This is a genomic window from Helicovermis profundi, assembly GCF_033097505.1.
In the GTDB taxonomy this organism is placed as follows: domain Bacteria; phylum Bacillota; class Clostridia; order Peptostreptococcales; family Acidaminobacteraceae; genus Helicovermis; species Helicovermis profundi.
Genome location: NZ_AP028654.1, coordinates 2,502,223 through 2,528,885, shown reverse-complemented (window position 1 = coordinate 2,528,885; position 26,663 = coordinate 2,502,223). Strand labels below are relative to the sequence as shown.

The window sequence follows — 26,663 nt, the reverse complement described above, 5'->3', positions numbered from 1 at the left end:
ATGAGCGAAGTAATTGTAGTAACTTCTGGTAAAGGTGGAGTAGGAAAAACTACTAGCACAGCAAATATAGGTGCAGCTTTATCAATGAAAGGTAAAAAAGTATGCGTAATTGATGCGGATATAGGTCTTAGAAATTTAGATGTAGTCTTAGGTCTTGAAAATAGAATTGTCTATGATATTGTAGATGTAGTTGAAGAAAATTGCAGAATTAAACAAGCTCTTATAAAAGACAAAAGATTTGAAGGACTTTTTCTGCTTCCAGCTGCACAGACAAAAGATAAAACTGCAGTAAGTGAAACACAAATGGTTAAATTATGTGATGATTTGAGAGAATTTCATGATTATATACTCATTGATTGTCCAGCCGGAATAGAACAAGGATTCAAGAATGCAATTGCTGGAGCTGATAGAGCTATTGTAGTTACAACTCCTGAAATTTCAGCTGTTAGAGATGCTGATAGAATTATTGGACTTTTAGAAGCGGCAGAACTTAGAAATCCAAAATTAATAGTAAATAGAATTAGAATGGATATGGTAAAACGTGGTGATATGATGAATATGGATGATATCGTTGATATTTTAGCGGTTGATTTAATTGGTATAGTTCCAGATGATGAAGAAATTGTTATTAGTACAAATAAAGGTGAACCGGCAGTAAAAAATCAAAATTCTATGTCTGGTAAAGCTTACACTAATATTGCTTCAAGAATTTCTGGAGAAGAGATACCGTTCTTAGATTTAAATGTCCAAGATGGATTTATGACGAAGATAAAAAAACTATTTAATATTGGAAAATAGGAGGCGTGACATGTTTGATTTATTGAAATTCTTAAGTAAAGAAAATTCTAGTAAAAATGTTGCTAAAGAAAGATTAAAATTAGTATTAGTCCATGATAGATCTAATTGTTCACCTGAATTTTTAGAATTAATTAAAGGTGATATTTTAAGTTCAATAGCAAGTTATATTGATATTGATGAAAACGGGTTAGATATTAAGATTGCTAATATTGATGAGTCTGGTGGAAGACCTGCATTAATTGCTAATATTCCAATTAAAAGTATGAGAAGAGGTTAAAAATCCCCCTATTTAGGGGTTTTTTATTTGAGGTGATAAAAAGTGATAACTAAAAATAATTTAAAAAATCTTGATTTTAGCTTAATATTTGTTGTTTTTTCTCTATTTACTTTTGGTCTCGTAATGATACTAAGTGCAACAAATGCACTAGAATTAAATAATGGTATTCCTAGAGAAATAAAAATTCAAGCTATAGCTTTTCTTATAGGAATTTTTATGGTAATATTAATGGTTTTAATTGACTATAATACATTTGGAGAAATTTATAAGGCTATATATATAGCTTCAATATTATTTTTATTATTAGTATATGTACCTGGAATTGGAGTAATAAAAAACGGAGCTAGAAGCTGGATTGATATAGGTATAATTTACATTCAAACTTCAGAGATAGCAAAAATCGGTTTTATATTATCTTTTTCAAAATTTCTTGAAAATAGAATGAATGAATTTAATAGTATTTCAGATTTAATTTTACCAGTACTTTTTGTTTTACCATTTGTGTTTTTTTTAATATTGCAACCAGATTTAGGTAGTGCATTAGTATTCGTATTTATTGCAATAGGTATGATTTTTGTAGCTGGTTTAAGTTATAAAATAATACTTGGAGGAAGTGTTTTAAGCGCAATTTCATTTCCAATTATTTATAGATTTTTAGAACCACATCAAAAAATAAGAATAGATGCCTTCTTAAATCCTAGTGATCCATCACTTCCAGGAAATTATCATGTAATGCAGTCTAAAATAACTATAGGTTCTGGAATGGTTTACGGAAGAGGAATTTTTAAGGGATTATACCACAAATACAATTATTTGCCCGTGCAGGAAACTGATTTTATATATGCGGTTATTGGTGAAGAAACAGGTTTTATTGGTGGAATATTGGTTATTTTTTTCTATTTTATTATGTTGCTTAGAATGATAAATGTTTCTAAAAAATCTAAAGATCTTTATGGAACGCTTGTAGCAACGGGAATAACGTTTATGTTTGCCTTTCAAATTTTTGAAAATATAGGTATGACCCTTGGTATAATGCCTGTTACGGGTATTACACTTCCGTTTTTAAGTTATGGTGGGAGTTCAATTATAACAAGTATGATATCAATTGGAATTATACTGAATATATATATGAGAAGAAAAAGAATCGATTACGATGTATAAAATGATGTTTTTTTAGGGTGTCTAATAGGCATGGAGGAATAATGTACAAAAAAATAGAAAAACTACTTTACAAAGTAGAAAAACCAGGACGTTATATTGGTAATGAGTTTAATATGTTTAGGAAAGATTTGGATAAAGTGAATGTAAGATTTGGATTTTGTTTTCCAGATGTATATGAAGTAGGTATGTCACATCTTGGTATGCATGTACTTTACAATATAAAAAATGAAGTAGAAGATTTTTATTGTGAAAGAGTATTTGCTCCTTGGGTTGATATGGAAAATGAAATGAGAAAAGAAAAAATAGAACTTTTTACTCTTGAAACTTTTACACCTATTAAAGAACTTGATATGTTAGGCTTTACTTTGCAGTATGAACTTTCATACACAAATATACTAAATATGCTTTCTCTAGGGAATATTCCAATGCTATCATCTGATAGAGATGAAACCTACCCTATAGTAATTGCGGGAGGTATATGTGCATATAATCCTGAACCATTAGCTGAATTTATGGATATATTTGTTATGGGTGAAGGTGAAGAAGTTAATATTGAGCTTATGAATTTATATAAAGAAATGAAAAAAAAGAATTATAATAAAGATGAGTTTTTAATTGAAGCCGCAAAAATTGAAGGCATATATGTTCCAAAGCTCTATGAAGTTAAATACAAAGAGGATGGGACTATTGAAGACTTTTTCCCTTTAATTTCAGATATTCCTAAAAAAATTAATAAAAGAATCGTTAAAAATTTTGATAAAGGATATTATCCAAAACAAATGCTAGTTCCCAATGTAGAAGTAGTACACGATAGAGCTGTTATAGAAGTTTTTAGAGGCTGTACAAGAGGCTGTAGATTCTGTCAAGCTGGCATGGTATATAGACCTGTTAGAGAAAAATCAATAGAAACCATTAAAGAATATTCAAGAAAAGTTGTAGAATCAACTGGATATGGTGAAATTTCCTTAGCCTCACTTTCAACACTTGATTACTCCGAAATTGAACAACTTATAAACGACTTAATTGATGAAAATGAAAAAGATAGGGTAGGAGTATCTCTACCTTCGCTTAGATTAGATTCTTTTTCAACAGAAGTTATGAAAAAAATACAAAAAATAAGAAAAACTGGGCTTACATTTGCTCCAGAAGCCGGAACTCAAAGACTTCGCGATGTTATAAATAAAGGCATAAGCGAAGAAAATATAGTTGAGACTTTAGAGAAAATTTTTCCACTTGGTTGGAGTAGAGTTAAATTTTACTTTATGATTGGACTTCCGACTGAAACATATGAAGATTTGGATGGAATTATGGATATTAGTAATTTGGCAACTTACACATATAGTAAAATGCCAAGTGAATTAAAGAAACAAAGAGTTAGTGTTACTACAAGCGCATCTTGCTTCGTACCAAAACCTTTTACGCCGTTTCAATGGATGGCTCAAGATACAATTGAAGAATTTGAAAAAAAACAAAAATATCTAAGGAAAAAAATAAATAATAAAAAAGTAAAATTTATTTATCATGATGCTGATACGAGTTTTCTTGAAGCGGTATTTGCTAGAGGAGATAGAAAATTATCTAAGGTTATTCTAAAAGCATGGGAAAAAGGTGCAAAATTTGATGGTTGGAATGAACATTTTGATTTAAATATATGGATGGAAGCCTTTAATGAACTTTCTATTAATCCGGAGTTCTATGCACATAGGGAAAGAAGCTATGACGAAATACTTCCTTGGGATTTTGTTGATGTAGGAGTGAGTAAGTCGTATTTAATCAGAGAAGATAAAAATTCTAAAGTTGAAAAGAAAACTGTAGATTGCAGAGAAGGTTGTACTAATTGCGGTGTAAATCAAGATTTTTTAGGCGGTGTTTGTTAATGACTATACTTAGAATGTTATATAAAAAAGACGGTCTAATGAAATTTATATCTCACTTAGATATGGTAAGGCTAGCTGAAAGAAGTTTTAGAAGAGCAAAATTTCCTTTAGAATTTTCTAATGGATTTAACCCGCGTCCAAAGATTAATTTCGCACTTCCTCTTTCAGTAGGATCTTCAAGTGAGTATGAAATCTTAGATGTTAAATTATTAGAAAAAATGGACATTGATGATTTTTTAAAAAATCAAGAAAAATTTGTTCCAACAGGAATAAAATTTATAAAGGCAAAGTATGTTGAGGAGACCAAATCTCTTATGAGTTTAGTTGACTACGCAAATTATATTATAAGTTTTCCGATAAATGGAGAAAGCTATAAAGAAAAATTAAAAGATTTTTTAGATCAAGATGAAATAATAATAGAAAAATTAACAAAAAAGAAAAAATTAAAAACTGTAGATATTAAAGCTCATATTAAAAAATATAGTTTGTTAGAAGACGAAGAAGAATTATATATTGATATTGTATCTAAAAGCGGATCAAATGGAAACTTAAATCCTATGAAACTTGGACTTGAAATAATTGATAAGTTAGGTATGAATTTAGAAAAATCGGATATTAGAATTCATAAAAAACAAGTTTATACGGAAATTGATGGAAAACTAATAGAACTATTCGAAATTTAGGAAGACAAAATGAAAAAATATATTGTAGATAGTGGCATAATATATACTTATTATTTAGAATTTGAAGGTGAAAAAGTCAAAAAATTTAATATTGAAAAGAAAAATGAAGACCCTAAAGTTGATGATATATATTTTGGTAATGTTATAAATATTCTTCCAAATAGAGGTATTGCATTTATTGATATTGGTAGAAAGAAGAATGCTATAATTCATTTAAAAGATACTTTAAAATTTATTAAGGGTGAATGTAAAAATATAAATGCCGTTTTGCATGAAGGCAAAAGAGTGTTGGTTCAAGTAAAAAAAATTGAAGATAGAGAAAAAGGTGCAAAAGTATCAGAATTAATATCACTCTCTTCAAATTATTTTGTGTATCTACCATATGAAGACTTTAAGGGATATTCAAAAAAAATAATTGATAATAAAAAAGAATTAAAAAAAATTATGGATAAAAACTTTGCCGATGATGGATTTATTTGTCGAACATCTTCAGCTAAACTAAGTGAAGACAAAATAATTAAAGAATTTAATGATTTAAAGAATAATTGGCTAGATATATTGATTAAAGTTAATTCGCTTAAAAAAAATGCTTTGGTTTATTCTGTTAACTCTGCTTTGGAGTATATAGTTAATAAATTTATTGATAATGATATTGATGAATTAGTTTTAAATGATAAAAAAATATATGATTATATTTTGAACAAATTGAAACTTTATGAAATTAATATTGATGGACGAATTAAAATAGCGGAAAAAAATCAAAATATTTTTACTTCTATGGGAGTTGAATTTGCATTAAAAAGCTTGTTAAATAAAAAAGTTCCTTTAATTGACGGTGGCAATATTATTATTGAAGAAGGTGAAACACTTACAGCGATTGATGTTAATTTTAGTTCTGCGCTTAAAAAGGGCAATGATATTACATTGTCAGACTTTAATTTATTGGCTTTTACAGAGTCGCTTAGGCAAATTAAGCTTAGGAATATAAGTGGTATAATTATTATCGATGTGATAAATATTAGTGACAAAAATCAAGAATTAAAGTTTATAAAAGAAGTAAAGAAATTATGTTTAAAAGAAGACGATGTATTGTTTCATGGATATTCAAAACTTGGATTAATTGAAATTACAAGGAAAAATAGTGGAAAATCAATTAATGAGCTTATAGTAAAAGAAAAAAAACAAGTATACGATTCTATAAATTTTGATGTTGAATTTATTATAGATAATATGATTAAAGAAATAAAAGAACAAATTTATTTGAAGAATTATAATAGTGTTGCAATTTTAATAAATAAATCGAAATTTAATGATTATAATAATATGTTTATTGAGTATATTAATAAATATATTGATTCAAATGTAAAAATTTATTTCGAAGATTTAGTTTCTAATTATAAAATATCTACTGATCCAAAATGGTTAGAAAAATAGCAAAAAAATATTTGACGAAAAGTAAAATGTGTGATATCATGTTTACTTGGATAGCCGCGCAAGTTAGGTTTTAAAACGTAAGTACCTGAATTTGGCGAGTACTTGATAAGGAGGTGTTTTTATGTACGCAATTATTGAAACTGGTGGAAAGCAATACAGAGTTGAAGAAGGCGATTCACTTTACATTGAAAAATTAGAAGTTGAAGCTGGAGAGACTGTTGAATTTGACAAAGTATTAGCTGTTTCTAACGAAAGTGGTTTAACAATTGGTAGCCCAGTTGTTGCAAACGCAAAAGTAGCTGCATCTGTTATTGAAAATGGAAAAGGACCAAAAGTTATTATTTTCAAATACAAAGCTAAAAAAGATTACAGAAAAAAACAAGGTCATAGACAACCTTATACAAAAATAAAAATTGAAAGTATTTCTTTATAATAAGAAATAATAGGAATTCTTATGTTAAGGGTTACTTTTTTAAAAGAAAAAGACAATATTTTGTCATTTAAAATTAAAGGACATGCTTCTTTTGCTGAAAACGGTAAAGATATAGTTTGTTCTGCGATATCGGTTTTATCACAAACGACTTTAGCTTCTCTTTTAGAAATAGTTAAAATTGATGGGATAAAATACAAAATGGTAAATGGGTATCTATCAGTAGATTTACCAGAAAATATGTCTGAAAAAGAACACTATGATAGTCAAATAATTATAAAGACGTTTATGATAGGTGTTGAGGGCGTTGCTAAAGCGTACCCTAACAATGTTAAACTTCTTATTAAGGTTAAGGAGGTGTAGTAAAATGATGTTTAAATTTGATTTGCAGCTTTTCTCATCTAAAAAAGGTGTTGGTTCTTCTAAGAACGGTCGTGATAGTAATTCTAAAAGACTGGGCGTAAAAAGAGGAGATGGACAAGCAGTTAGTGCTGGAAGCATCTTAGTTAGACAAAGAGGAACAAAAATTCATCCTGGAACAAATGTAGGTAAAGGCGGAGACGATACTTTATTTGCTACTGTTGATGGAGTTGTAAGATTTGAAAGAAAAGGTAAAACTAAAAAGCAAGTGAGCGTTTACCCAGCTTAAATTTTGATACTTAATGTCCATCTTATAAGATGGACATTTTTTCTTATGTGAACTTATGAAGGTACAAAATGGATTTTAAATTATAATTTTAGTGTTAAATATAGTTATTCTTTAAACTATTAATGTTATTTTATTAAGATTATATTAATAGTTTAAAGAGTGTGAATGAGAGGTGTAGTATGTTTGTAGATGTTGCTAAAATACATCTTAAAGCCGGAAAAGGTGGAGATGGAAGAGTAAGTTTTAGACGAGAAAAATACGTTCCAGATGGCGGTCCAAATGGCGGAGACGGTGGACGTGGTGGTAATATTGTATTTGAAGTAGATCCAGGTATGAGAACGCTTATGGATTTTAGATATAAGCTTAGTTATCATGCAGATGACGGTGATGATGGTGGAAAGAAAAGATCATCAGGTAAATCGGCAAAAGATTTAGTTTTAAAAGTGCCACCCGGAACAATAGTTAAAGATGAAAAAACAGGAAAAATTATTGTAGATTTGAGTGATGATATAAAAAAAGCAATCATAGCGAAGGCAGGAAAGGGTGGAAGAGGGAATTTACATTTCAAATCTTCTGTTAGACAAGCTCCAACTTTTGCTGAACAAGGTTTTTATGGAGAAGAAAGAGATGTTATTTTAGAACTTAAAATGTTAGCTGATGTTGGACTTGTGGGTTACCCAAATGTAGGGAAAAGCACAATGCTTTCTTCAATTACAAAAGCTAAGCCTAAAATTGCAAATTATCATTTTACTACCTTGTTTCCTAACTTAGGAGTTGTTGAAGTAATAAAAGGTAAAAGCTTTGTTTTGGCGGATATTCCGGGTTTAATAGATGGAGCACATGAAGGTGTTGGTTTAGGACATGATTTTTTAAGGCATGTAGAAAGAACAAAATTAATAATTCATGTAGTTGATGTATCTGGTATTGAAGGGCGCGATCCTGAAGAAGATTTTGAAAGTATAAATAATGAACTATTTAAATATAGTGAAAAACTTAGTGATAGAACTCAAATAATCGCTGCAAATAAAACAGATCTTGTATATGATGATGGTAAATATAAAGACTTCATTGTAAAAATGGAAGAAAAAGGATACGAAGTTTTTCCAATAAGCGCAGTTTCAGGTAAGGGTATAAAAGAATTAATGCTAAGAGTAACTGAATTACTAGAAACAATAGAAGATGTAGAAATCTATTCAGACGATGATATGTTTGTTTATGAAGAAGATGATAAATTTAACGAAATAGACTATAAAGTTATTGATGGAGTATATGTTGTTGATGGTATTCCAATTGAACGTTTAGTTTATTCGACAGATTTTGAAGATATTGATTCTGTAAGACGTTTTCAGAGCATGCTGACTAAAAAAGGTGTTATTGATACACTTAGGGAAATGGGAATTGAAGAAGGCGATACTGTAAGAATATTCGATTTTGAATTCGAATTTTACAATTAAAAAATAGTGAGGTATTTATGTTAAATAGTAAACAAAGAAAATATTTAAAGTCAATGGCCAATGGACTTAAGCCAATAGCTCAACTTGGCAAAGATGGAGTAACAGAAGCGTTTTTGAAACAACTTGATATAATGCTTGAAAATAAAGAACTTGTTAAAGTAAATGTACTTGAAACAAATATGCTTGACGCAAAGGGAGCTTGTAACGACGTATGTAAAGCAATAAATGCAGAATTTGTGCAAGCAATTGGAAGAAAATTTGTCATTTATAAAGAATCTAGAGAAAAAGAAAAAGATGAAAAAATTAGACTGCCTAGATAGAATTGATCAATATATGTAGGAGGAAAAAATGTATCAAAAAAATAATTACAAAGTTGGAATTATGGGTGGTACCTTTGATCCTATTCATTATGGTCATTTAGTTATAGCAGAGCAAGTAAGAGAAAGATTTTTACTAGACAAAGTTATATTTGTTCCAGTTGGAAAAGCACCTCATAAAGAGGGCGTTGAAGTTGATAAATTTGATAGATTTAATATGGTTAAATTAGCAATTGAATCTAATTCAAATTTTGAAATTTCTTCAATCGAGATAGATAAACATAAAAAGACATATACAATTGATACTATAAAAGAGTTAAAAAATAATATTGATGCAGAAATATTTTTTATTACAGGTTCAGATGCTATTCTTATGATCGACACTTGGAAGGATTATAAAGAACTACTTTCTTTAGTCAAATTTATTGGAGCTACAAGACCTGGGGTAAAAAAGAAACAACTAGAAAATAAAATTAATGAAATATATAGAGACGTAGGAGAAAAAATATTACTTACGTCTATTCCAAAACTTGAAATATCATCAACTGATATAAGGAGAAGAGTCAAGAATAAAAAAAGTATTAAATATTTACTTCCTGAAAAAGTTGAAGAATATATTTATAGTAAATCTCTTTATTTAATAAAAAAATAAGTTATTATATGAGTAAGGTGATGAAGTGAATTATGAAAAACATAAAAGAATAATAAAGTCGAGATTAAAACCTTCAAGGTTTAATCATACACTTAATGTTGTTAAAATGGCATCGAAATTAGCAAGAATTCATGGTGCTAATGAAGAAAAAGTGGTTATGGGTGCATTGTATCATGATTATGCTAAAAATCTGTCTGATCAAGAATTAAAAGCTTATATAAAACATAATAACCTTAAAATTGATCATTTTGTTTGGCAAAATATTTTTCTTTCACATGGAGTGGTAGCTGCCTATATGTTAGAAAAAGAACATAATATAAATGACTTAGATATATTAAATGCTATTAAGTATCATACTTTTGGCAGACGAAATATGAGTTTAATAGAGAAAATTGTATATATAGCCGATGCAATTGAAATTGATAGAAAATATAAACATGTGGATTTTATTAGGGAATTAAGCTATGAAAACATCGATGTAGCTATAATTACTTATATAGATTATTTTATTGAATTTGCTATAAAAGAAAACAAAATAATTCATTTAAATACTTTAGATTTAAGAAATGAAATTTTAGAAAATGGAATTTTGCCTAGGAGGGTATAATGCAGGAAATGCAAGAAATTAAGGATTTGGCTTTTGAAATTGCTAATTTAGTTGATGATAGAAAAGGTGAAGATATTTTATTAATGGATTTAACAAATTCATCAAATCTAGCTGATTATTATGTTGTAGCTTCGGCGTCATCTGATAGACAAGTTGGTGCGATAGCTGAACATATTGAAGATGAACTTGAAAAACAAGGAATCTTCGTAAAAAGAAAAGATGGACACAGATCAAAGAAATGGATAATACTTGATTATGTTGATATTATAGTTCATATTTTTTATAAAGAAGAGAGAGAGTTCTATAAACTTGAGAAAGTGTTAGCGAATTCAAAAATTATTGAATTTAATGCTGCTAATTGATTGACGAAATAATATAAAATTTATATAATAGAAAAAACTGAATATTATAATTTACTGGAAGTAGTAGAAAAATAATTATTTAAAGAGAGTTAATGCTTGGTGGGAATTAACATAATTAAATTTTGAACTTATCCAATGAGTGTGAATTGAGGTTGGTAATCCTTTATAATCCATAAGAGAGTTATTTTATTATAACTAAGTAGGGTGGTACCGCGGAACTGTTTCGTCCCTATGTTTACTTATGGCTTCTAAAAGGAATACCAATTTTTTTATATGGAAAATTAATATAATAATAGCGGAGGGAATATGGAATATAATTTTAGTGAAATTGAAAAGAAATGGCAAAATAAGTGGAATGATGATAAGGCGTTTAAAGTGACAGAAGATAGTGAAAAAGAAAAATACTACTGCTTAGAGATGTTTCCCTACCCATCAGGAAAACTACATATGGGTCATGTTAGAAACTACTCGATTGGAGATGTAATAGCAAGATACAAGAGTATGAAAGGATTTAATGTACTTCATCCAATAGGATGGGATTCTTTTGGACTTCCAGCTGAAAATGCTGCTATAGCACATCAGATACATCCGGATATTTGGACAACAGCTAATATTGATGAGATGAAAGTTCAACTTAAAACATTAGGTATAAGTTATGATTGGGATAGAGAAGTTGCAACTTGCAAAGAGGATTATTACAAATGGACTCAGTGGTTATTTACAAAATTCTTTGAAAATGGTTTGGCATATAAGAAAAAATCGCCTGTGAACTGGTGTCCTTCATGTGAAACTGTACTTGCAAACGAGCAAGTTGTTGGCGGTGTATGCGAAAGATGTGATAGTGCTGTAGTTAAGAAGAACTTATCGCAGTGGTACCTAAAAATTACTGATTACGCAGAAAGATTATTACAAGATATGGATAAATTAGATGGTTGGCCAGATAAAGTAAAGTTGATGCAAAAAAATTGGATTGGAAAGTCAATTGGTGCGGAACTAGATTTTGAAATAGAAAATTTTGATAAATCACTTAAAGTATTTACAACTAGACCTGATACAATTTACGGTGCTACTTATATGGTATTAGCTCCTGAACATCCTTATGCTAAAGAGCTTGTTAAAGGCTTAGCTGTAGAAAAATCATTGGATGAATTTGTACTTAAACTTCAGCATTTATCTGAAATTGAGAGAACTTCAACAGAAGTAGAAAAAGAAGGTTTATTTTTAGAAAGATATGCAATTAATCCTCTAAATGGCAGTAAAATGCCTATTTATGTTGCAAATTATGTTTTAACTGATTATGGTACTGGTGCTATTATGGCGGTTCCAGCGCATGATGAAAGAGACTTTGAATTTGCAAAAAAATATAATTTGGAAATTGTGCCGGTAATAGATTCAAATGATGATAATATTGATATAAATAACCTTGAAAAAGCATTTATTTCAGAAGGTTCTATGATAAATTCTGGTGAATTTAATGGAATGGCAAATAAAGAAGCCTCTGAGAAAATAATAGAAAAATTATCTAATCAAAAAATAGGTAAGAAAACAATTAATTATAGATTAAGAGATTGGCTTGTATCAAGGCAAAGATATTGGGGAGCACCTATTCCAATTGTAACTTGTCCAAAGTGTGGGGAAGTAGCAATTAAAGAAGAAAATTTACCTGTACTTCTTCCAAAGGACGTTGAATTTACTGGAAAAGGAGAATCTCCACTTAAAACTAGTGATACTTTTAAATATACAGCGTGTCCAAAATGTGGTGGAAAAGCTGAAAGAGAAACGGATACAATGGATACTTTTGTCGATTCAAGTTGGTATTTTTTAAGATATACTGACCCTAAAAATGACAAAGAAGTATTTGATTTTAAAAAAGCTGAATATTGGATGGATGTAGATCAGTATATAGGTGGGGTTGAACATGCAATACTTCATTTACTATATGCGCGTTTCTTTACTAAAGTAATGTATGATTTGAAAATTGCTCCAGTTGATGAACCTTTTAAAAATCTTCTTACACAAGGAATGGTTCTTAAAGATGGATCAAAAATGTCTAAATCTAAAGGTAATGTAGTTAGTCCAAATAAGATTATTGAAAAATATGGTACAGACACTGCAAGACTATTTGTATTATTTGCAGCTCCTCCAGAAAGAGATTTAGAGTGGAATGATGATGCGGTTGAAGGAACCTTTAAATTTATTAATAGAGTTTGGAGATTAGTCGATGAATTAAAAGATACTATTAAAGAAGGCGAGCTTAAAATTAATTCAAAAGAAGAAAAACATTTGAATTATTCTCTTAATAAATCAATTCAAAAGATTACATTTGATATAGAAGAAAGATTTAATTTTAATACTGCAATAAGTTCTGTTATGGAATTAATTAATGAAACATACAAATATAAAGAAAAATTTAAAGAAAATTTAAATGCTGAGCTTTTAAATAATATAGTTAAAGATGTTTTGTTAGTACTTGCACCATTTGCACCTCATTTTACTGAAGAACTTTGGAGTCAAATTGGTGGAAGTGGAAGTATCCATAAAGAAAGTTGGCCAACATTTGATGAGTCAGCCTTAGTATTAGATGAAAAAGAAATAGTAATTCAAATAAATGGAAAAGTTAAAGAAAAAATGGTTGTAAGTTCAAGTATTACAAAAGATGAACTTGAAAAAATGGCACTTGAGAGTGAAAAAATTACTATATTAATTGAAAGTAAAAAAATTATTAAAGTTATTGTTGTTCCAGGAAAGCTTGTAAATATTGTAGTAAAATAAAAAAGGGGTTTTATAAAATGGAAAAAAAATTACATCCAATTCTAAAAAGCTATATTCCTCTTGTGAACGGACTTGCTGAAACATTTGGAAATAACTGTGAAGTTGTACTTCATGATTTTACGAACTTACAAAATTCAATTGTTGCAATCGCAAATGGTCATATTACAGGTAGAGATATTGGTAGTCCGATGACTGAACTGTCTTTAAATAAAGTTACAAATGGAAAAACAGATAAAGATTCTATTAACTATACAGAAAAAAGCATGGATGGTAGAGTTTTAAAATCAAGCACAATGTTTATTAAAGATGAATTTGAAAAGGTAATAGGGTGTTTTTGTCTAAATTTTGATATAACTGAACTAGTTGCTGCTAGAAATGTTATGAACGGCATTATGAAAGTTACAAAAGAGAATGAATATGTAAAAAATATTGATAATGTAAATAAAGTTAATGATGTCTTAATGGATATTGTAAATGATACAATTGAAGCTAAAGGTAAACCAGTAGCATATTTATCGAAAGATGAGAAAGTTTCAATTGTTCAAAAACTTGATAATCAGGGAGCATTTTTAATAAAAGGCGCAATTGATTACGTTGCAAAGGTTTTATGTGTTTCAAGATATACAATTTATAATTATTTAGATGAGATTAGAGTAGACAAATAGAATGTTTTAAATTAGAATATTCTTAGAAATATTATTAATAATTTGAATAAAGAGGAGTGTTATTATGGCTTTAAAAGTATTGGCAACTAAAAATGCACCAGCAGCAGTAGGACCATATTCACAAGGTATGCAATCAGGGGGATTTGTATATGTATCAGGACAACTTCCAATTGATCCTTCAACAAGTTTAATGGTGAAAGATACTATAGAAAATGCTACTAGAATGTCTTTAGAGAACTGCAAAGCTATTATAGAGTCAGCAGGACTTACGTTGAATGATGTAGTTAAAGCTGAGATTTTTATAAAAGATATGAATGAGTTTGGGGCTATGAACTCAGTTTATGGTGAGTATTTTACAGATCATAAGCCAGCAAGAGCATGTGTAGAAGTTGCAAGACTTCCATTAGATGCAAAAATTGAAATTCAAATGATTGCGTACAAATAATTAATATCTTAGAATAAGTTAATAATATATACTTTAAAAAATGATATATTATCATATTTCAAATAAAAAATAATGGACTAAAAGAGCAGAAATATTAAGTGATTTTGCTCATTTAGTCCATATTTTATTGACTACTCATTTTATAATACTAATTACGTTTAATAAATTTACGTTTTATTAAATTTATAAGTGTCATAATAAATCTCCAAATAATTATAGCAAGTAAAACTTTTAATATAATGAATAGGACAGTAGTTTTAGAAATTTTATTATTTGAGTTTGCAAGATTAATTGTTTTGTCACTTAGAAGAGGTTTATCAGTAATTTCATATGGTGCAATTAATGGAATACTAGCTATAGTTTTAGTGGCTACAAGAATATTTACATGCCCTATTACTTGATCTGCTTTGTATGGAAGTTTAATATCTTTATCCAATTTAATTTCTTTTGTTATGGTTAAATTAGAATCCTTTTTTGATATTAATACATTAATATCTTTATCTGAAGTTATTGGAATTTCTTTATCGCTTGCAACTTTTATGTTAGCTAGTATATCATTCTTTTTAAAAATAGTTACGTAATTATAATTATCTACTCCATAGTCGAGAAGTGTTCTTGAATCTACATAAATATTTTTGCCTTCACTTTTTAAAATAACTGCGATTAAGTATTTTCCATCTTTTTTTATAGCTGAAACAAAACACTGCCTAGCTAAGTCAGTGTATCCGGTTTTTATTCCAACAATACTATCGTATTTTATGTCAATATTTTTACCTTTATAAGAAATTTTATTTTTTGAACCAGAAGCATATAAAAATTTATTGCTACTAGTTAAATATCTAGTTTCGCTTTGTTTGTTTGTAGGTTTTATATTATATTTGTATGTAGAAACTATTTTACTAAAAGTTTCGTTTTTCATGGCTTCTTTTCCAATTAACGCTAAATCGTAAGCACTTGAATGATGTTCTTTATTTGGAAGCCCATTTGGATTTACAAAGTTAGAATTTGTAGCTCCTATTTCCTTTGCACGAAAATTCATTACTTTAGAAAATTCTTCTACACTTCCAGAATGAAATTTTGCTAGTGCAACAGCAGCATCATTTGCTGATTCTAAAAGCATTGCATAAAGGAGTTCTTTTACTGTGAATTTTTCTCCATCAATTACATATATTCTGCTTCCCGTGGTAAAGGGAGTATCTTTATCAATTGTAACTATTTCATCAAGTTTATGATTTTCAAGTATTATAAGTGCAGTTAGTATTTTGGTTGTACTTGCTGGATACATTTCTTTATGTGAATCTTTCTCGTAAAGAATTTGACCTGTATTTCCATCAATGAGTATTGCAGATTTAGCAACAATTTCAGGTACAGATGCAAAAGATAAAGATGATATAAATAAACTCATTAAAAGTGTTAAGGCTATAATTTTATAAAATAATTTCATTGTTTCCTCCCATTTTACTTTTTATATTATACCATAAGCTTTAAGTAATATTATTAAAATATATTGAAAAAATAAATACAAGGAGATACAATAAAGGTACAATATGGAAAAATGGAGGTTTTATGAAATTAAAAAAGAAAGAAATAATACTATTAATTATTGCGCTATCTCTTATGCTAATTATAAAATTAGTTGATGAAGTTAAGATTCATTATGAAGATAAAAAGAATTTAGTTTTATTAAAAGAAGAACTAAAAACAAATGATAAAAATTTAAAGATAAAAGTTTATATATTGGGTGAAGTTGAGAAAGAAGGTAGTTATGAACTAGACTATGGTTCAAGAATTGAAGATGTTACAAAAATAGCAGTATTAAAAGATACTGCGGATTTGACTAGAATAAATTTAGTTGAATATTTAGAAGATGGAGAAAAAATTCTGATTCCTAAAATTGATGAACAACTTTTTGATGGTAAAAATAAACTTTCATTAGAAAAATTTAATTTATTAAAAGCAAAAGAATTACTGGCTATTCCGGGAATTGGTCAAGTCTATGCCGATAGAATTATTAATTATAGAAATAAAAATGGATCTTTTAAATCATTTGAGGAGTTAATGAATGTAAAAGGAATTGGCGAAAAAAAATATGAAAATATGAAAGAATACTTTATAATAGAATAATATATTTATTATAGAAAAATTTAATGCTTCTCCTTTGCGTATAAAGTTTTTGAATATAATAGATTAGCACTTGTATTTGTCTACTTGGTTGATATAATTAAGTCTTAGAAGAAATATTATTTAATTAAAATAGCATATAGAAGGTGAAATAATGAATACTAAAAAAATAAAATTAACAGATTATAGTCAGGGATCTGGCTGAGGTTCGAAACTCGGACCCGAGACACTTGCACAAGTTTTGTGTAATTTACCTAAATTCGAAGATGAAAATTTAATAATAGGACTCGAAACATCAGATGATGCTGCAGTATACAAAATTGATGATGAAAAAGCAATCATACAGACATTAGACTTTTTTACACCAATTGTGGATGACCCATATATGTTTGGGCAAATTGCAGCAGCAAATTCTTTAAGCGACGTTTATGCAATGGGAGGTGAGCCAACTATTGCACTAAATATAGTAGCTTTTCCAACTTGCCTTGATATGAATATATTAAGTGAAATATTAAGAGGAGGAGCTGAAAAAGTAAAAGAAGCAGGAGCTATATTAGTCGGTGGACATTCAGTTGATGATCCTGAGCCAAAATATGGACTTAGTGTTACTGGAATGGTCCATCCTGACAAAGTACTTTCAAATTCAAGTGCAAAGCCTGGTGATGTTTTAGTACTCACAAAGCCAATTGGAACAGGAATTTTAAGTACATGTATAAAGGCGGATATGCTTTCAAAAGAAGAAATAGATAAAATATCTTTTGTTATGTCTTATTTAAATAAAGATGCAGCTGATGGAATAAAACAAGTGAATGTTAATTCTTGTACAGATATTACTGGTTTTGGACTTGCTGGGCATGCATATGAAATGGCAAAGGGAAGCCAAGTAACAGTAGAATTAGATTTTAATAAAATTCCAATTTTAAATGAAACAATATCAAATGCGGAAATGGGATTAATACCAGCAGGTACTTATAGAAATAGAGATTATATTGAAGGTGAGTATCTTATAGATGATTCACTTGAGGAATATGTACTTGATATAGTGTTTGATCCACAAACGTCAGGGGGATTATTAATATCACTTCCTGAAAAAGAAGCATTAAAGTTAATGAACATATATAAAACTACATTAAAAACAGAATTTGCGGTAGTAGGAAGAGTTTTAGAAAAAGAAGATTTTTCTTTAATAATTAAATAAAAATGCTTAATGTAAGTGGATTATTTTTTAAAACTCCGAAAATTAAACTGGGTGAATTTATTTGTAAAATAATTGAAAACCATTCTAAAGCATTTAGTAGATGATTTAGAATGGTTTATTTTAATTTTTGATTATATTGATTTTAAAGTTCAATTTTTTTTTCAATAGGGTTTTTTCTAAAGTTTTTAGTTGTTTTATAAATTACAGGCGAAAGTGCTAGAAGTGCAATTAAATTTGGAAATGCCATAAGAGCATTAAAGATATCAGAAATATTCATAATTAAATTAAATGAACTTATCGCCCCGAAAAACACTAATACTATCCAAAGCCATTTATAAACTTCAACTAGTTTTACTCCAACTAAATATTCAAAACATTTCGATCCATAGTAATACCAACCTAAAATAGTAGAAAATGAAAAAAATATCATACCAAATGCGACTATAAAACCTCCGAATCCACCTGGAAGTGCAGTGTCAAAAGCAGTTGTAGCAAGTGCTGCACCTGATAAATTTCCTGCAATACTCATAAGTCCAGAAGTAGGATCAAAATGAATGAGTCCTGAACTTAGTATAACAAGTGCAGTTACTGTACATATTAAAAATGTATCAAGAAAAACTCCAAGTGACGCAATTAATCCTTGTGTAGCGGGATTATTGTTTCTCGCGGCAGCATGCGCTATTGGAGCTGATCCGAGTCCCGCTTCATTTGAAAACAAACCTCTTGCAACACCGTACCTAACAACAGTTCCAAAAAAACCTCCTGCAACTGCATTGGATGAAAATGCATATTTGAAAATAAGAGAGAATGAAGAAGGAATTACTTTATAATTTAATGCAAGTATTATTAATGCTCCACTCACATAAATAACCATCATAAGAGGAACTATTTTTTCTGTAACTTTACCAATTGATTTTATACCACCGATTGTAACAAGTCCAATAGCAATGGTAACAATAACACCAGTGATTATTGGTGAAAGTCCAATTGATGTGAATATTGACTGGGCAACGTAATTTGACTGTACCATATTGCCTATTCCAAAAGAAGCAATACATCCAAATAAAGCAAAAATCCAGCCAAGCCAACTCCAATTTCCACTGTAAACGTCATTCATTCCAAGCTTTATATAATACATGGGTCCACCTGATTGTTCTCCGACGGAATTTTTAGTTCTATATTTTATAGAAAGTAAAGCTTCACTATATTTAGTAGCACCACCAACCGCTGCTGTAATCCACATCCAAAAAACAGCTCCCGGTCCGCCAGACGCTATTGCTGAAGCAACACCTGCGATATTTCCTGTTCCAATTGTCGCAGCTAGAGATGTCATTAGAGCTTGGAAGGGTGTTATATCACCGTCTCCTACAATATCTCTTGAAAAAAGCAATCTAAATGAAAGTCGTATTTTTCTAAAATGAATTAACTTTGTAGCGAAAGAAAGTATTATACCTGTTCCCATAAGTAGAATTATAAGTACAGGGCCCCATACAAAATCGCCAATTTGACTAATAATTATATTTGATTCTGGCATAATAGCTCCTTTCATAGATAATATAAGAAATTTACCCGATTATATTTTAATAAAACAAATAATAATTTAAATTTTCCTTAATAAAATCAGTAATATGTAATATAATTATAATATAAATATTTGAAAAGGCAAACTAGTTATTAAGAAGGACTTGGAGATTAATATGAAAAATAATTTATTTAAAAAATTACCTAAAGTGGATGATATTTTTTCTCATAATAAAATTGCTAAAATTTCTTTAGATATTCCTAAAAGGTTAATTAGTGATTCAATTAATGAAGTGCTTAATTCTGAAAGAAAAATTATTAAAAATTTAAGTGAAGAAAAAATCAAATCATTTACTGTTGATAAAGAAAAATTAATTTCAAAAATCATTGAAATTTCAACTAAAAAATATGAGTATAACCTTAAAAGAGTAATAAATGCAAGTGGTGTAGTAATTCATACAAATTTGGGAAGATCTCTTATTCCAAGAGAAATTGCTGAAAATATAATAGAAACTGCAAGCAATTATTCAAACCTTGAGTTTAATCTTAAAAATGGCAAACGTGGATCAAGATATGATGTAGTTGAAGATTTGTTATGTAAACTGACAGGAGCTGAGGCTGCTTTAGTAGTAAATAATAATGCATCAGCGGTAATGCTTATATTAAATACTTTAACAGATGGTAAAGAAGTTATTGTTTCAAGAGGACAGATGGTAGAAATCGGAGGTTCATTTAGGATTCCAGAAGTTATGAAGTTTTCTGGAGCAAAATTAGTTGAAATTGGAACAACTAATAAAACGCATTTAAGTGACTATGAAAATGCTTTAACTGAAGAAACTGGTGCATTCTTAAAAGTACATACAAGTAATTATAAAATTTTAGGTTTTACAAGTGAAGTTGATATAAAAGACTTATCAAAGCTAGGTAAAAAGCATGATATTCCTGTAATCGAAGATATTGGTAGTGGTTCTTTAATAGATTTTTCTGAATATGGCCTTACAAAAGAACCAACTGTAATGGAAAGCATTAATTCGGGGGTAGATGTAGTGTCCTTTAGCGGAGATAAAATGCTTGGCGGACCTCAGGCAGGTATCATAATTGGCAAGAAAAAATATATTGAAATGATGAAAAAAAATAATCTAACAAGAGCTCTTAGAGTTGATAAAATGACATTTGCAGCATTAGAAGGTGTTTTGAAACTATATCTAGATGAAGAAAAAGCACTTAAAACATTGCCTACGCTTAAGATGCTAACGATGAGTTTTAATGAACTCGAAGTGAAGGCAAAAGTGTTATATAGTAAATTTAAAGAGAGCAAATATGAAAAATTAATTAATGTTTCTATTATTGATGGTTATTCTGAAGTTGGTGGAGGTTCTATGCCTCTTGAGAAACTTAAAACAAAATTAATATCAATAAAACCTAAAGAAAAATCAGTTAATAAGGTTACGTCGCTTCTTAGAGAAGTAAAAATACCAATTATATGCAGAATAAATGAAGAAAATATATTAATAGATTTAAGAACAGTAAGAGAAGATGAGTTTGATATTTTAATAGAGGAATTTGGCGAGGTGCTTTAATGAGTAATAATACTTCAAATATTATTGTTGGAACCGCAGGGCATATAGATCATGGAAAAACAACATTAATAAAAAGATTAACAGGAATAGATACAGATAGGCTAAAAGAAGAAAAAAAAAGAGGAATAACAATAGAACTTGGATTTGCCTATTTTGATTTGCCTAGTGGAAAAAGAGCAGGTATTGTAGATGTTCCAGGTCATGAAAAATTCATAAAAAATATGTTAGCAGGTGCGAGTGGACTTGATTTAGTTTTACTAGTTATTTCTGCTGATGAAGGAATTATGCCACAAACAGAAGAACATCTTGATATATTAAATTTGCTTGGAGTAAAAAAAGGTATAGTAGTTTTAACAAAATGTGATTTGGTAGAAGAAGATTGGGTTGATATGATAGAAGAGGATATAAAAAATAGACTTAAAGGAACGTTTTTAGAAGAAAGTCCTATTTTAAGAGTATCAGCAGTAAATGGAGACGGTATTGACGAATTAATTAATAATATTGATACTTTGACAAGCCAAGTAGAAGAAAGAAATATTAAGGAGTCATCTAGACTTCCAATAGATAGAGTTTTTACAATGACTGGTTTTGGCACTATTGTTACCGGAACGTTAGTTGAAGGTACTATAAAAGAAGGAGATTTTTTAGAAGTTTATCCTGAGCAATTTGAAACTAAAGTAAGAAAAATTCAAGTACATAGTAAAGATGTAAAAGAAGCATATGCGGGTCAAAGAGTAGCAGTAAATTTATCAAATATAAAAAAAGAGCAAATTCATAGAGGTTCGGTACTTGCTAAAAAAGACAGTTTAAATATAGCACATATGCTAGATGTTAAGTTAACAATTTTAAACTCATCTAAGCGAGATATAAAGAACTGGACTAGACTTAGACTTTATCATGGAACAAAAGAAGTGCTTTGTAGAATTGTAATACTTGATAAAGAAGAGTTAAAACCTGGTGAAGAAGGCTTTGCACAGTTGAGACTTGAAGAAGTTACATCGTGTAAATATGGTGATAAATTTGTACTTAGATTATTTTCTCCTCTTGAAACAATTGGTGGTGGAATTATACTTGATCCAAATGCTTCGAAACATAAAAGATTTAATGATAAATTAATAAATGATTTGATTTCTAAAAATAAAGGTAATAAAGATGAAATTGTAGAGGATGCCTTAATAGAAAATAGTATGATGGTTCCAAGTGAAGAATTAATAGCAAAAAAATCAGGCATTGATATAGAAGAAGTAAAAGAAATAGTAAAAAATTTGCTAGAAGTAAAAAAAATTGTTAGAATTGATGAAGGTAGATATTTGCATAGTTCATTTATTGATATAAAGTCAGAGGAAATTTTAAAAATGATGAATGTCTTTCATGGGAAAAATCCTCTAAAGTCAGGAATTTCAAAAGAAGAACTCAGAAGTAGATTATTTCCTGATTTTAAGGGTAAGTTATTTGATAATATTATATCTATTTTTACGGATAAGAACATAATTAAAATAAATGGAAGTATTGTATCATTAAGTGAATTTGAAGTCGTATTTACAAAAGACCAAAAACGTTTAGTTGAAAAAATATTAAATCTTTACGATGCATCATATACAAAACCACCAAATACAAGTGATTTACTTAATTTATTAAAAACTAATAAAAAAGAGCTTAATATAATTAATAATTTGATTGAAAATAAAGATTTAATTAAGCTAAATGATAACATTCTTATTAGTGGTGAAGTATATAAGGAAATTAAGGAAAAATTAATTATTTATTTAAAAGAACATAAAGAAATTTCTTTGTCTGAGTTTAGAGATTTAGCTGAAACTTCAAGAAAAATTGCAGTTCCACTTATTGAATATTTAGATGCAGAAAATATAACTAAAAGAATTGAAGATAAGAGAATACTAAAATAATATGAGGATGGTGTTATAATGGCAGAAAAAATACTTGTTGTTGACGATGAACCAATATTACTAAAGGGGTTAAAATTTAGTCTCGAACAAGATGATTATGAAGTTGAAGTTGCTGTTGATGGTAAGGAAGCATACGATAAAATTATGGCAAATAATTATGATTTAGTTGTTCTCGATTTAATGTTACCTGAAATAGATGGACTTGAAGTATGTAAAAAAGTTAGAGAGACTTCAATGGTGCCTATTATTATTTTAACTGCAAAAGGTGAAGATTCAAGTAAAGTACTTGGCCTTGAATACGGAGCAGATGATTATATTACAAAACCATTTAATATTTTAGAATTAAAAGCCAGAATTAAAGCAATTCTTAGAAGAGTTAAGGTAAACGATGCAGGAAGTGCAACAAGCGTCTTAAATATAGGTGAATTTACAATTAATACACTTGGAAGAAAAGTATCAATAAATGAGAGAGAAATTAACCTAACTGCTAAGGAATTTGATTTACTATTACTTCTAGTTATAAATAAAGATAAAGTTTTTTCTAGAGAAGAACTTCTTGAAACTATATGGGGTTATGAGTATTTTGGAGATGTAAGGACAGTAGATGTTCACATTAGAAGACTTAGAGAAAAAATAGAAGAAAATTCTTCTCAACCTAATTATATTTTGACAAAATGGGGAGTAGGTTACTATTTTAAAGATAAAAAATAGATTTGTAAGTATTAGGTGGAAACTTGTTTCCACCTATTTATTATTAGTATTCTTAACTTTAACTTTAATGATAGCTTTTATAAATGAAACATTAAAAATTAATTTTATTGATGAAAAAAAAATAACATTATTTACTGAAGGAAACATTATCTCGAGTCAAATCGAAACTGAATTAAATAAAATTAATAAAGATAGTTATAGAAGTCTGGTTGAGAAAAGCTTAAAAAAATATAGTTTAAGTATAAATTCTAGAATTATGATAACAAATGAAAATGGTTTTGTTATTATTGATTCATACGATAAATACAAGGGCAAAAATATTTCAAGTATAGTGCAGGTTAGCGATGCCTTACTTGGAAATTCATCTTCTGAATTATATAAACTTTATAATGGTGAAAAGGCTATGTATGTGTCAGTTCCTATTATAATTGATAATGATATAGTAGGAGTAGTCCTTTTATCATCTTCAGCAGAGTCAATTTTTTCTAAAGTAAATGATGTAATTGAAAAAATACTGTTACTTTCAATACTTGGATTATTAGTTACTGGTATAGTAAGTTTTATTTTCGCAGATATTATATCTACGCCAGTTGAAAGAATGACTGATTTAGTTAAAATAATCGCCAGAGGAAATTTTGAACAAAGGATAGAACTTGTTGGAAATGATGAACTGTCAAATCTCGGAGATGCAATCAATAAAATGACAATTAAGCTTCATCAAATTGATGATCAAAGAAAGAAGTTTGTATCCAATGTTTCACATGAACTTAGAACACCTCTTGCTTCAGTAATGATTATTTCAGAATCGCTATTACACGGAGATTCTTGGCCAGAAGAGGTATACAGGGAATTTTTGACTGACATAGATTCAGAGATTAATAGATTAAGTAAAATAATTGATTCTTTACTATATCTTGTAGATATAGAAAAAAAAGATATGGTGCTTGAATATGAATTTATTGATATGAATGATTTAGTAAGGAGCGTTGTTAAGATGTTAAAACCACTTGCTAAGAAAAAAAATATTAATCTCGAATATATCTACACAGAACATGTAAATTTAAAAGTGGATAAAGCTAAAATGCATCAATGCTTAGTAAATATTATTGCAAATGGTATAAAATATACTCCAAGTGGCGGGCGAGTATATATTGAAATGTATAGGGAAAAAGAAAATGTAAAAATTAAAATATCAGATACAGGTATTGGTATACCAGAGAAAGATATAATAAATATCTTTGATAGATTTTATAGAATAGATGAAGCTAGGTCTAGAAACACAGGTGGAACAGGACTAGGACTTTCAATCGCACAGCAAATTGTAAATTTACATCAAGGCGAGATTACTTTAGAGAGTAAAATCAATAGTGGTACAAGTTTTTATATAACACTGCCTTCAGAAGTAAGTTTATAAGGAGGAGGAAAAAGTGAGATATACTTTAAGAGTTATGGTTATTATTTTTCTAGGAATACTTTTAATTGTAATTAGTTTTTCAAATAGCTTAACATTTAAAGAGCTTGGAAAAAAATATAGCATTGTTCCGAATCCAGAAGCTATGCAACTTGAAAGTGTCTTATATTTTGTTGGAAATAATACTTTAGAATTTGAAAAAAGAATTATTGAAGTAAAGGACAATGACATTTACCAAGCAGTTGGAAAAGAACTTATGAAAGGTTCAAGAGATAAATATCTTCATAGTCCATTTGAGATAAGTTCAGGAATCTTAAATTATGAAATAGATAAATCCATACTATTTATAAATTTCAATAATGATTTTCTTAGTGAAAGCTTTTGGAATAAGTCTGATGTTTATTTATATATATGGTCAATTGTGGATACTTTCACAGAATTTGATGAGATTTATAAGGTGCAATTTTTGTTTGAAGGTAAAAAAATAGATATTCCAATTGGCAAATACAACTTATTAAATCCACTTTCTAGAGATACTAAGTTTGTAGGCATACTTGAAAACACACCATCAAATGTGGTCAATGAGTATATAGATTATATAACACTTGATGAATACAGAAAAGCGTATGAGCTTTTAGATGATAAAACAAAAGCATATTTAGATTATAAATCTTTCATTGTTTATGCAAATGAGTTTTTAAATGATATCGATGGATACAAATCTTTACTACATTTTACCGAAAATAAAATTGATTCTTGGATTATTCATATAAAATATGTTAGAATAAATTTAAATGATACAGAAAATAATACGTTAATGAAAAATATTAAGGTCACTGGAGATAAAGACAACTGGAAAATTAATTTAGTTGATCAAATAAAATTTTAAGAGGTGTAATAATGGGGGATACAAAAGTTATAAAAGCTACTGATACACTAAGAATTCATTATACTACGATAGGAAAAGAATATGAAGTACTCTCAGAAGATGAAGAGTGTTATAAAATTGCTGATAATAGAGGTAAATTTAACTGGGTACCTAAAAGATATTTTGAAGTTGTTAAGTAAGAATCATTTAAAGATATATTTGAAGTTTAATTTAATTTTAACTTTCATTTTAGAGTGAAATATATAGTTTTTCAAAAAAAGAGGTGCAGTTTTCTGCATCTCTTAAAGTTTTTTTGTCATAAGGTAAGCATCACCAAAGTCTGGATGAGAATCTTTTTCTTTGACTGAGTAATTATGTTTTTTATAAAAATTTACAGCTGTAAGACTTGCATACATAATAGGTGTAATACAATCAAGTTTACATTTTTCTTCTAAATTTTCTAGTAATAATGATCCTATATTTTGTCCATGATATTCTGGTAAAACGTAAAGAGAAAGAATTTCATCTTTTTCAAGGCTAATACATCCTACTACATTGTTATTCGAATCATCATAAGCGCTAAGAAAATAATTTCGGTGACTTATCCATTTTTTTATATTTTCCTTAGAGTAATAACCAAGCATAAATTCAATGACCTTTTGGGGATAATCTATAGAATTAATTTCGATTAAATTCTTTTTTATTAACTCGTAAATTTCATTTGTATCCTTAATGGTAGAATTTTTAATTATTATCATATTAA

General features: G+C 28.5%; 28 protein-coding genes and 1 other annotated feature. Of the genes, 25 read left to right on the top strand and 3 right to left on the bottom strand.

From position 1 onward, the window contains the following. From minD to AACH12_RS11315, 17 genes are all read left to right on the top strand, one after another. A complete protein-coding gene (gene minD / locus AACH12_RS11395; RefSeq protein ID WP_338535534.1) occupies window positions 1–798 on the top strand; it encodes a septum site-determining protein MinD in 798 nt (265 codons plus the stop codon). A 10-nt stretch (window positions 799–808) separates the two neighbouring features. Further along, a complete protein-coding gene (gene minE, locus AACH12_RS11390) occupies window positions 809–1,075 on the top strand; it encodes a cell division topological specificity factor MinE (RefSeq protein WP_338535533.1) in 267 nt (88 codons plus the stop codon). 42 nt (window positions 1,076–1,117) lie between these two features. After that, window positions 1,118–2,236, top strand: a complete 1,119-nt coding sequence (gene rodA / locus AACH12_RS11385; RefSeq protein ID WP_338535532.1) for a rod shape-determining protein RodA — start codon at window positions 1,118–1,120, stop codon at window positions 2,234–2,236. Between the two features lie 41 nt (window positions 2,237–2,277). Next, complete coding sequence (locus AACH12_RS11380; RefSeq protein ID WP_338535531.1) at window positions 2,278–4,113, top strand: TIGR03960 family B12-binding radical SAM protein; 1,836 nt, start codon at window positions 2,278–2,280, stop codon at window positions 4,111–4,113. Then, on the top strand, window positions 4,113–4,796 hold the full coding sequence (locus tag AACH12_RS11375) for a TIGR03936 family radical SAM-associated protein (RefSeq protein ID WP_338535530.1): 684 nt from the start codon (window positions 4,113–4,115) through the stop codon (window positions 4,794–4,796). Before AACH12_RS11380 ends, AACH12_RS11375 begins: the two co-directional genes overlap by 1 nt. 9 nt (window positions 4,797–4,805) lie before the next feature. Next, the gene (locus AACH12_RS11370; protein ID WP_338535529.1) at window positions 4,806–6,230 is read left to right on the top strand and encodes a ribonuclease E/G; all 1,425 of its coding nucleotides are present in this window, start codon (window positions 4,806–4,808) and stop codon (window positions 6,228–6,230) included. A gap of 121 nt (window positions 6,231–6,351) precedes the next feature. Then, entirely contained in the window at window positions 6,352–6,663 is a 312-nt protein-coding gene (gene rplU, locus AACH12_RS11365; RefSeq protein WP_338535528.1) for a 50S ribosomal protein L21, read from the top strand. Window positions 6,664–6,684: 21 nt separating this feature from the next. Beyond that, window positions 6,685–7,023 (top strand): ribosomal-processing cysteine protease Prp, encoded by a 339-nt coding sequence (locus tag AACH12_RS11360; RefSeq protein ID WP_338535527.1) that lies wholly within the window; start codon window positions 6,685–6,687, stop codon window positions 7,021–7,023. 7 nt (window positions 7,024–7,030) lie between these two features. Next, complete coding sequence (rpmA, locus tag AACH12_RS11355; RefSeq protein WP_338537383.1) at window positions 7,031–7,309, top strand: 50S ribosomal protein L27; 279 nt, start codon at window positions 7,031–7,033, stop codon at window positions 7,307–7,309. Window positions 7,310–7,488: 179 nt separating this feature from the next. Further along, window positions 7,489–8,763, top strand: a complete 1,275-nt coding sequence (obgE, locus tag AACH12_RS11350) for a GTPase ObgE (RefSeq protein WP_338535526.1) — start codon at window positions 7,489–7,491, stop codon at window positions 8,761–8,763. Between the two features lie 17 nt (window positions 8,764–8,780). Beyond that, the gene (locus tag AACH12_RS11345; protein WP_338535525.1) at window positions 8,781–9,083 is read left to right on the top strand and encodes a YhbY family RNA-binding protein; all 303 of its coding nucleotides are present in this window, start codon (window positions 8,781–8,783) and stop codon (window positions 9,081–9,083) included. Window positions 9,084–9,111: 28 nt separating this feature from the next. Beyond that, window positions 9,112–9,732: a nicotinate-nucleotide adenylyltransferase gene (gene nadD, locus AACH12_RS11340; RefSeq protein ID WP_338535524.1), complete on the top strand. Its 621-nt coding sequence runs from the start codon at window positions 9,112–9,114 to the stop codon at window positions 9,730–9,732. 25 nt (window positions 9,733–9,757) lie between these two features. After that, a complete protein-coding gene (gene yqeK / locus AACH12_RS11335) occupies window positions 9,758–10,339 on the top strand; it encodes a bis(5'-nucleosyl)-tetraphosphatase (symmetrical) YqeK (RefSeq protein ID WP_338535523.1) in 582 nt (193 codons plus the stop codon). Then, a complete protein-coding gene (gene rsfS, locus AACH12_RS11330) occupies window positions 10,339–10,701 on the top strand; it encodes a ribosome silencing factor (RefSeq protein ID WP_338535522.1) in 363 nt (120 codons plus the stop codon). Before yqeK ends, rsfS begins: the two co-directional genes overlap by 1 nt. 47 nt (window positions 10,702–10,748) lie before the next feature. Further along, window positions 10,749–10,935: a binding site (T-box leader), on the top strand. Between the two features lie 72 nt (window positions 10,936–11,007). Further along, the gene (leuS, locus tag AACH12_RS11325) at window positions 11,008–13,473 is read left to right on the top strand and encodes a leucine--tRNA ligase (RefSeq protein WP_338535521.1); all 2,466 of its coding nucleotides are present in this window, start codon (window positions 11,008–11,010) and stop codon (window positions 13,471–13,473) included. 17 nt (window positions 13,474–13,490) lie between these two features. Next, on the top strand, window positions 13,491–14,138 hold the full coding sequence (locus AACH12_RS11320; protein ID WP_338535520.1) for a helix-turn-helix transcriptional regulator: 648 nt from the start codon (window positions 13,491–13,493) through the stop codon (window positions 14,136–14,138). A gap of 64 nt (window positions 14,139–14,202) precedes the next feature. After that, complete coding sequence (locus tag AACH12_RS11315) at window positions 14,203–14,583, top strand: RidA family protein (RefSeq protein ID WP_338535519.1); 381 nt, start codon at window positions 14,203–14,205, stop codon at window positions 14,581–14,583. Window positions 14,584–14,731: 148 nt separating this feature from the next. On the opposite strand, the gene AACH12_RS11310 is transcribed toward AACH12_RS11315, so the two are convergent. Further along, window positions 14,732–16,027, bottom strand: a complete 1,296-nt coding sequence (locus AACH12_RS11310) for a D-alanyl-D-alanine carboxypeptidase family protein (RefSeq protein ID WP_338535518.1) — start codon at window positions 16,025–16,027, stop codon at window positions 14,732–14,734. Window positions 16,028–16,149: 122 nt separating this feature from the next. Between AACH12_RS11310 and AACH12_RS11305 the strand changes: the two genes are divergently transcribed. Both AACH12_RS11305 and selD read left to right on the top strand, forming a co-directional pair. Continuing rightward, entirely contained in the window at window positions 16,150–16,707 is a 558-nt protein-coding gene (locus tag AACH12_RS11305) for a ComEA family DNA-binding protein (RefSeq protein WP_338535517.1), read from the top strand. Between the two features lie 151 nt (window positions 16,708–16,858). Further along, a complete protein-coding gene (selD, locus tag AACH12_RS11300; RefSeq protein ID WP_338535516.1) occupies window positions 16,859–17,902 on the top strand; it encodes a selenide, water dikinase SelD in 1,044 nt (347 codons plus the stop codon). 142 nt (window positions 17,903–18,044) lie between these two features. Here the strand turns inward: selD and AACH12_RS11295 are convergent, their stop codons facing one another. Then, on the bottom strand, window positions 18,045–19,436 hold the full coding sequence (locus tag AACH12_RS11295; protein WP_338535515.1) for an alanine/glycine:cation symporter family protein: 1,392 nt from the start codon (window positions 19,434–19,436) through the stop codon (window positions 18,045–18,047). A gap of 163 nt (window positions 19,437–19,599) precedes the next feature. On the opposite strand from AACH12_RS11295, the gene selA reads away from it, so the two are divergent. The 6 genes from selA to AACH12_RS11265 all read left to right on the top strand — a co-directional run bounded on the left by selA (window position 19,600) and on the right by AACH12_RS11265 (window position 26,100). Further along, complete coding sequence (selA, locus tag AACH12_RS11290; protein ID WP_338535514.1) at window positions 19,600–21,003, top strand: L-seryl-tRNA(Sec) selenium transferase; 1,404 nt, start codon at window positions 19,600–19,602, stop codon at window positions 21,001–21,003. Next, window positions 21,003–22,910, top strand: a complete 1,908-nt coding sequence (gene selB / locus AACH12_RS11285; RefSeq protein ID WP_338535513.1) for a selenocysteine-specific translation elongation factor — start codon at window positions 21,003–21,005, stop codon at window positions 22,908–22,910. Before selA ends, selB begins: the two co-directional genes overlap by 1 nt. An 18-nt stretch (window positions 22,911–22,928) precedes the next feature. Continuing rightward, on the top strand, window positions 22,929–23,621 hold the full coding sequence (locus AACH12_RS11280) for a response regulator transcription factor (protein WP_338535512.1): 693 nt from the start codon (window positions 22,929–22,931) through the stop codon (window positions 23,619–23,621). Window positions 23,622–23,688: 67 nt separating this feature from the next. Then, the gene (locus AACH12_RS11275; protein WP_338535511.1) at window positions 23,689–25,035 is read left to right on the top strand and encodes a sensor histidine kinase; all 1,347 of its coding nucleotides are present in this window, start codon (window positions 23,689–23,691) and stop codon (window positions 25,033–25,035) included. A 13-nt stretch (window positions 25,036–25,048) separates the two neighbouring features. Next, window positions 25,049–25,921 carry a GerMN domain-containing protein gene (locus AACH12_RS11270; protein WP_338535510.1) on the top strand — a complete coding sequence of 291 codons (873 nt, stop codon included), beginning with the start codon at window positions 25,049–25,051 and terminating at the stop codon, window positions 25,919–25,921. 11 nt (window positions 25,922–25,932) lie between these two features. Then, window positions 25,933–26,100, top strand: coding sequence for a DUF6501 family protein (locus tag AACH12_RS11265; protein ID WP_338535509.1), 168 nt, complete (start codon window positions 25,933–25,935; stop codon window positions 26,098–26,100). A gap of 102 nt (window positions 26,101–26,202) precedes the next feature. On the opposite strand, the gene AACH12_RS11260 is transcribed toward AACH12_RS11265, so the two are convergent. Beyond that, window positions 26,203–26,658, bottom strand: coding sequence for a GNAT family N-acetyltransferase (locus tag AACH12_RS11260; RefSeq protein WP_338535508.1), 456 nt, complete (start codon window positions 26,656–26,658; stop codon window positions 26,203–26,205). Window positions 26,659–26,663 lie beyond the last annotated feature (5 nt).

Bases quoted from the DNA above. Each gene is read 5' to 3' on its own strand.
- AACH12_RS11380 (WP_338535531.1), top strand. From the start codon at position 2,278: ATGTACAAAAAAATAGAAAAACTACTTTACAAAGTAGAAAAACCAGGA.
- AACH12_RS11305 (WP_338535517.1), top strand. From the start codon at position 16,150: ATGAAATTAAAAAAGAAAGAAATAATACTATTAATTATTGCGCTATCT.
- AACH12_RS11345 (WP_338535525.1), top strand. From the start codon at position 8,781: ATGTTAAATAGTAAACAAAGAAAATATTTAAAGTCAATGGCCAATGGA.
- minD (WP_338535534.1), top strand. From the start codon at position 1: ATGAGCGAAGTAATTGTAGTAACTTCTGGTAAAGGTGGAGTAGGAAAA.
- obgE (WP_338535526.1), top strand. From the start codon at position 7,489: ATGTTTGTAGATGTTGCTAAAATACATCTTAAAGCCGGAAAAGGTGGA.
- AACH12_RS11260 (WP_338535508.1), bottom strand. From the start codon at position 26,658: ATGATAATAATTAAAAATTCTACCATTAAGGATACAAATGAAATTTAC.
- AACH12_RS11360 (WP_338535527.1), top strand. From the start codon at position 6,685: ATGTTAAGGGTTACTTTTTTAAAAGAAAAAGACAATATTTTGTCATTT.
- AACH12_RS11315 (WP_338535519.1), top strand. From the start codon at position 14,203: ATGGCTTTAAAAGTATTGGCAACTAAAAATGCACCAGCAGCAGTAGGA.
- nadD (WP_338535524.1), top strand. From the start codon at position 9,112: ATGTATCAAAAAAATAATTACAAAGTTGGAATTATGGGTGGTACCTTT.
- AACH12_RS11370 (WP_338535529.1), top strand. From the start codon at position 4,806: ATGAAAAAATATATTGTAGATAGTGGCATAATATATACTTATTATTTA.
- AACH12_RS11295 (WP_338535515.1), bottom strand. From the start codon at position 19,436: ATGCCAGAATCAAATATAATTATTAGTCAAATTGGCGATTTTGTATGG.
- rpmA (WP_338537383.1), top strand. From the start codon at position 7,031: ATGTTTAAATTTGATTTGCAGCTTTTCTCATCTAAAAAAGGTGTTGGT.
- selB (WP_338535513.1), top strand. From the start codon at position 21,003: ATGAGTAATAATACTTCAAATATTATTGTTGGAACCGCAGGGCATATA.
- AACH12_RS11280 (WP_338535512.1), top strand. From the start codon at position 22,929: ATGGCAGAAAAAATACTTGTTGTTGACGATGAACCAATATTACTAAAG.
- AACH12_RS11310 (WP_338535518.1), bottom strand. From the start codon at position 16,027: ATGAAATTATTTTATAAAATTATAGCCTTAACACTTTTAATGAGTTTA.
- AACH12_RS11375 (WP_338535530.1), top strand. From the start codon at position 4,113: ATGACTATACTTAGAATGTTATATAAAAAAGACGGTCTAATGAAATTT.
- leuS (WP_338535521.1), top strand. From the start codon at position 11,008: ATGGAATATAATTTTAGTGAAATTGAAAAGAAATGGCAAAATAAGTGG.
- AACH12_RS11275 (WP_338535511.1), top strand. From the start codon at position 23,689: ATGATAGCTTTTATAAATGAAACATTAAAAATTAATTTTATTGATGAA.
- minE (WP_338535533.1), top strand. From the start codon at position 809: ATGTTTGATTTATTGAAATTCTTAAGTAAAGAAAATTCTAGTAAAAAT.
- selA (WP_338535514.1), top strand. From the start codon at position 19,600: ATGAAAAATAATTTATTTAAAAAATTACCTAAAGTGGATGATATTTTT.
- AACH12_RS11320 (WP_338535520.1), top strand. From the start codon at position 13,491: ATGGAAAAAAAATTACATCCAATTCTAAAAAGCTATATTCCTCTTGTG.
- rplU (WP_338535528.1), top strand. From the start codon at position 6,352: ATGTACGCAATTATTGAAACTGGTGGAAAGCAATACAGAGTTGAAGAA.
- AACH12_RS11265 (WP_338535509.1), top strand. From the start codon at position 25,933: ATGGGGGATACAAAAGTTATAAAAGCTACTGATACACTAAGAATTCAT.
- rsfS (WP_338535522.1), top strand. From the start codon at position 10,339: ATGCAGGAAATGCAAGAAATTAAGGATTTGGCTTTTGAAATTGCTAAT.